We start from the raw sequence: 730 nt of genomic DNA on the forward strand, positions 1-730 counted from the left end.
AGCATCCCTTTTAAGAAATCTATTGCCTTCTGCATGGCAGCAATGCCGCCGCTTCCTACCTTCATGGCAATCTCAATGCCATCATAAGCTACACGGATGATCTGCACCGCTTCCTGAATCTCTTCTGCCATTATCGCACCTCCACTTTCTCTCTGACTGTTGTTTTAAGCGTTTCTGTCTCTGTAGTACGGATTTCCTCGGCTGATACATCAATACCATAAGCAGTCAAAATATCTGCCAGATGATTGATTGCTTTCTCCTCCTCGATACGATACATTTCAAGTGCCACAAGCAGGTTTTCCACCTGTTCCACCCATGCAGGCTTCATATCATATTTAGACCTGTATGTGACCATAATCTCGTCCGACTCAGCCTTATCCGCTGAATGTGCCAAAGCTTCAATAAGAGAAATCGTGTCTTCCTTGCTGCCACTTCTGAATGCGAACTGGACAACAAAGTTTTTCTCTTCCTCTGTAAACTGATGCTCCACACCATTCATTTCTGTTACTGCTTCATTTACTACTGCTAAATTCATAAGTTCCTCCTAATCTGCCATGCTGTTTTCAAGCACAGCAATCTCAATGATCTCCTTCATCTTTTCCGCTGAAATGTTGTTGTTTATAAGCTCTACAAGCTGTGACTCAGTAAGTCCCTTTTCTATTGCACTCTTAATCTGCACAAGCTGCGCCGGAACAAGGTCTCCCGATGCAACCAGCTTTACAATGTCTGC

General features: G+C 43.8%; 1 protein-coding gene and 1 pseudogene. Both read right to left on the reverse strand.

Features of this window, described 5'->3' with window-relative positions; genetic code table 11:
- Positions 1-130: 130 nt before the first annotated feature.
- Positions 131-535, reverse strand: a complete 405-nt coding sequence (locus H8700_RS11120; RefSeq protein WP_006858865.1) for a hypothetical protein — start codon at positions 533-535, stop codon at positions 131-133.
- 9 nt (positions 536-544) lie between these two features.
- A pseudogene (locus H8700_RS11125) lies at positions 545-730 on the reverse strand (hypothetical protein); the annotation flags it as partial.

The sequence above is a fragment of the Jutongia hominis genome (assembly GCF_014384965.1).
Lineage (GTDB): Bacteria > Bacillota > Clostridia > Lachnospirales > Lachnospiraceae > Butyribacter > Butyribacter hominis.

What these genes read in the sequence shown, in the direction of transcription:
- H8700_RS11120 (WP_006858865.1), bottom strand. Translation starts at nt 535, where the DNA reads ATGAATTTAGCAGTAGTAAATGAAGCAGTAACAGAAATGAATGGTGTG.